Genomic DNA, 3652 nt, shown 5'->3' on the forward strand with positions numbered 1-3652 from the left:
TTCCTTCTTTGGGTACAGCTTTCTTAAAGCTGGAATCATACTGTAGGCCCAACCACCGTTCTGCATTCTTTCTTAGTTCCATGAACCCTGCAGAAGTTGTGAGTGCCACATAACGTCCCAACGATCACGCTTTGATAAAGTTACTTTCTTTTCAGTCATGATTTATCTCTCCTTTCTGGCTTGATTTCTAATAGTCATCAATGATGTCGCCCAGCGGGTCACCAGTACCAGCTGCGGCAGCATCGCCAGAGCCCTTGCTTACCTTGTCTTCCAGAGCAAGGTACATCAGAGCCAGGGATAAACCAATCGCACCCAAGGCGATCAAAGTCAAGTCCTTAACGCCGGCCAAAGCGAAACCAATGGCGAAGAATGGCCATACTTCACGGCTGGCCATCATGTTGATAACCATAGCGTAACCTACGGCAACAACCATACCACCACCGATGGTCATACCATCTGACAGCCAGGCTGGCATAGCGGCCAAGGCGCTTCTAACAGTTTCAGTAGGGATAGCCAGCAAGCAGGCTGCTGGGATGGCGATACGCAAACCCTGCAGGCTGACAGCGATCCATTGCCATACGTTGATCATGCGCCAGTTGCCTTCTTCGGCGTGCTTGTCCATGATGTGAACGATGGCAGTTGAGATAGTCCGGACCAACATAGTCAGGAACAGACCGGCAACGGCCAAAGTGATGGCCAAACCAGTAGCAGTCCCGATACCCTTGGTACCTTGACCACCCTTGATCAAAATGATGGCTGAGGCAACAGCGGCCAAAGCGGCGTCAGGTGCGACAGCGGCACCGATGTTGGCCCAACCCAAAGCGATCATTTGCAAAGAACCGCCCAGCATAATACCCAAGGTAAGATTGCCAGTAACTAAACCGATTAAAGTACATGCAACCAATGGTTGGTGGAATTCCCATTCATCCAGGATACCTTCCATCCCGGCCAGGAAAGCTACCACAATCACCAGGATGACTTGAATAGCATTTAAGTCCATTTTTAACTCCTTTTCCCACTACTTCTTTTGCTCATCGAGCAGGCTTTGTGCCTTCTTCAGAATTGAATCCATGTTTTCTGGGTTGTCTGAAGGAACCTTGCGGACGTCGAACTTGATGCCCATCTTTTCGAGTTCACGGAAAGTGTCGACGTCAGTCTGGTCCATGGACAGAACGGTGTTGGCGTTAACCTTGCCCTTGCTGTATGACATGGAGCCGACGTTCAAAGTCTTGATGTCTACGCCGTTCTTGATCGTTTGCAAAGCATCTTCTGGGTTTTCAAACAACAAGAAGGCGTGCGTAGTACCAAAACGCGGGTCTTCAGAGATTTCCTTCATCTTCTTCAGCGGAACGGTGTGTGCTACCGTACCAGCTGGAGCAGCTTCACGGATCATGCTCTTGCGCAGGTCATCCTTGGCAACCTTGTCAGAAACCACGATAACCCGGTCTGGGTGAAGTGATGGAATCCAACCAGTTGCAACTTGACCGTGCAACAAACGTGAGTCAATTCTGGCACCAACGATCTTGATGTGACCGTCGCCCAAAACAGTCCCTTCTGGGATTGCTTCCTTAGGCGCGCCAGCTGCGGCTGCAGGTGCAGCTGCCTTTTCTTCTGCAGGCATTAAGCTTTCAGGCTTGGTCTTGATACCATCCTTGGCTGGCTTAATGATTGCAGTTGCGATGTCTTGCGCGGTAGCCTTGTCATTGATCATTCTTTGGGTCAAGGCTTCGACTACCATTGGCAAGTTCAAACCAGAAACGATTGCCCACTTGTCGTGACCGTCGAGCAAACCGTTGGCCTGGTTGAAAGGCGTGCCACCCCACAGGTCGACCAGGAACAAAACTTCTTCCTGGTCTGCAAAAGAAGCAATCGCTTCATTCATCTTACCCTTAATATCATCTGGGCCTTCAGAAGGCTTCAGAATGACATGGGCAAAATTGTCTTGTGGGCCAAAGAGCATTTGCGCGGATTCGGCAATGCCGTCCGCGAAACCGCCATGGCTAGCTAAAACAATTCCTACCATGATATTTCCTCCTCAAAAACTTCGGTACGTTCCTATTATACAATAAAAAGCGCTTACGTGAAGCACTTTCTTGAAACCTTTTTCAACTTTTTTGTTAATTTTATCTCTATAACTGAAAATGCATTACAATAACGCAAAAAGTGGCCTAAAAATTGAATTATTTAGAAAAAATCCCGGATTTAATTAAGGAAGGAAAAATACTTTTTGGAGAAAGAAAAAACGGCTGATCAGCTAAATCAGTCGTTTTCTTTATATATTTGCTGTTATAACGGAGTAGCAGAGATTCGAACTCTGGCGCCAGTTTCCCGACCTACACCCTTAGCAAGGGCGCCTCTTCAGCCACTTGAGTACTACTCCAAGTCATGTATATTAATATTAGCAAACTTTTCCGGGTCCGTCAAACCCTTTTGACAGATTTTTTGTCTCTTTCTGGCTAATTCTTGCTTTTTTATTTTCAAAAGCAGGGTCTCTGCAAATCAATTGAAAGCCAATCTCATTTTTCATTATCTTTAGCTATCCTCTTTCGTTTAGCTTAAAAAATAATTAAGCAAAGCCGTTGCTTAATAAAGCTCTTAATGTTATAGTAGTAAACATGAATTTCGAGTGATCATTCAGTAGCAGCCAGGCTCAGCGCTCAGAAAACCGGTGGTTGATGCGAACCGGACAGGCCTGGAGCAGCGAATTACAGGATCAAGATGCTCGGCCGGTCTAGCCCCGTTACGGCTAAAACGAGTGCAGCATGCTGCAAAGTTGGGTGGTACCGTGCCGATAAGCGCCCCAGCCTGAGTCAACCGACTCGGCTGGGGCTTTTTGTTTTTAAGAAAGGAAAAATATGAAACGATATCAGGCCTTGGTTTCAATCAATAAGTAATACTGGATTTTAACTAAGGAAAAACACATGAACAAACAAATCTCTTTTAAAGAAGCAGTAACTATTCTTATTTTGATGCTGGTCATTCTCGGCTGGGGCGTCATCGGCTTTGGCCTGTCCCCGCAGATCCCGGTCCTGACCGTCATCGCCTTGCTCATCTTCTGGCTGCAGATCCGCGGCTTTGAATGGGAAGAAGTCATGAAGGGGATCAGCCAGGGGATTTCCACGGCCATTGTCCCGATCTTTATCTTCCTTTTAATTGGGACCTTGATTGCTGTCTGGATCCAGGCTGGGATCATTCCATCCTTGATGGTCCTGGGCTTTCACATGATCAGCAGCCATTTCTTCGTTCCATCGGTCTTCCTGGTCTGCTCTTTGGTCGGCCTGGCCATCGGGTCCGGCTTTACGACCGTGTCTACCGTTGGGATCGCCCTCTTCGGGATGGGGAGCACTTTGGGCATCAACCCGGCTTTGACGGCTGGGGCCATCATCTCCGGTGCCGTCTTTGGCGACAAGATGTCTCCTCTGTCTGACTCAACCAACCTGGCTTCCGCGGTAGCTGAAGCCGACCTTTTTGACCATATCAAGAACATGATGTGGTCAACCATTCCTGCTTTTATCGGCTCTTTGCTCTTTTTCTTCTTCCTGGGCCAGAGCAATAAGGCAACTTCCTTAGCCGGCATCGCGGCTGTAGAAAGCAGCCTCCGCCAGCACTTCTCAGTCTCCTTCTGGGCAGCTTTGCCGATCATCTTGATGTT

At 48.1% G+C, this 3652-nt stretch carries 3 protein-coding genes, 1 tRNA gene and 1 pseudogene; 1 reads left to right on the forward strand and 4 read right to left on the reverse strand.

Annotation, left to right across the window (positions count from 1 at the left end):
* The 4 genes and pseudogenes from ACI32D_RS00975 to ACI32D_RS00990 all read right to left on the reverse strand — a co-directional run.
* Positions 1 to 159 (reverse strand): annotated as a pseudogene (locus tag ACI32D_RS00975) (PTS system mannose/fructose/sorbose family transporter subunit IID); the annotation flags it as partial.
* A gap of 28 nt (positions 160 to 187) precedes the next feature.
* Positions 188 to 1000, reverse strand: coding sequence for a PTS mannose/fructose/sorbose transporter subunit IIC (locus tag ACI32D_RS00980; protein WP_439774806.1), 813 nt, complete (start codon positions 998 to 1000; stop codon positions 188 to 190).
* A gap of 18 nt (positions 1001 to 1018) precedes the next feature.
* Positions 1019 to 2023, reverse strand: a complete 1005-nt coding sequence (locus ACI32D_RS00985; RefSeq protein WP_439774807.1) for a PTS sugar transporter subunit IIB — start codon at positions 2021 to 2023, stop codon at positions 1019 to 1021.
* Between the two features lie 269 nt (positions 2024 to 2292).
* Positions 2293 to 2380 (reverse strand) — tRNA-Ser (locus tag ACI32D_RS00990).
* 541 nt (positions 2381 to 2921) lie between these two features.
* On the opposite strand from ACI32D_RS00990, the gene ACI32D_RS00995 reads away from it, so the two are divergent.
* The coding region (locus tag ACI32D_RS00995; protein WP_439774808.1) for a Na+/H+ antiporter NhaC family protein at positions 2922 to 3652 on the forward strand (731 nt) is incomplete at its 3' end.

This window comes from Lactobacillus sp. (genome assembly GCF_051873315.1).
Taxonomy (GTDB): Bacteria; Bacillota; Bacilli; order Lactobacillales; family Lactobacillaceae; genus Lactobacillus.

Coding starts and splice junctions, on each gene's coding strand:
- ACI32D_RS00985 (WP_439774807.1), bottom strand. CDS start 2,023: ATGGTAGGAATTGTTTTAGCTAGCCATGGCGGTTTCGCGGACGGCATT.
- ACI32D_RS00980 (WP_439774806.1), bottom strand. CDS start 1,000: ATGGACTTAAATGCTATTCAAGTCATCCTGGTGATTGTGGTAGCTTTC.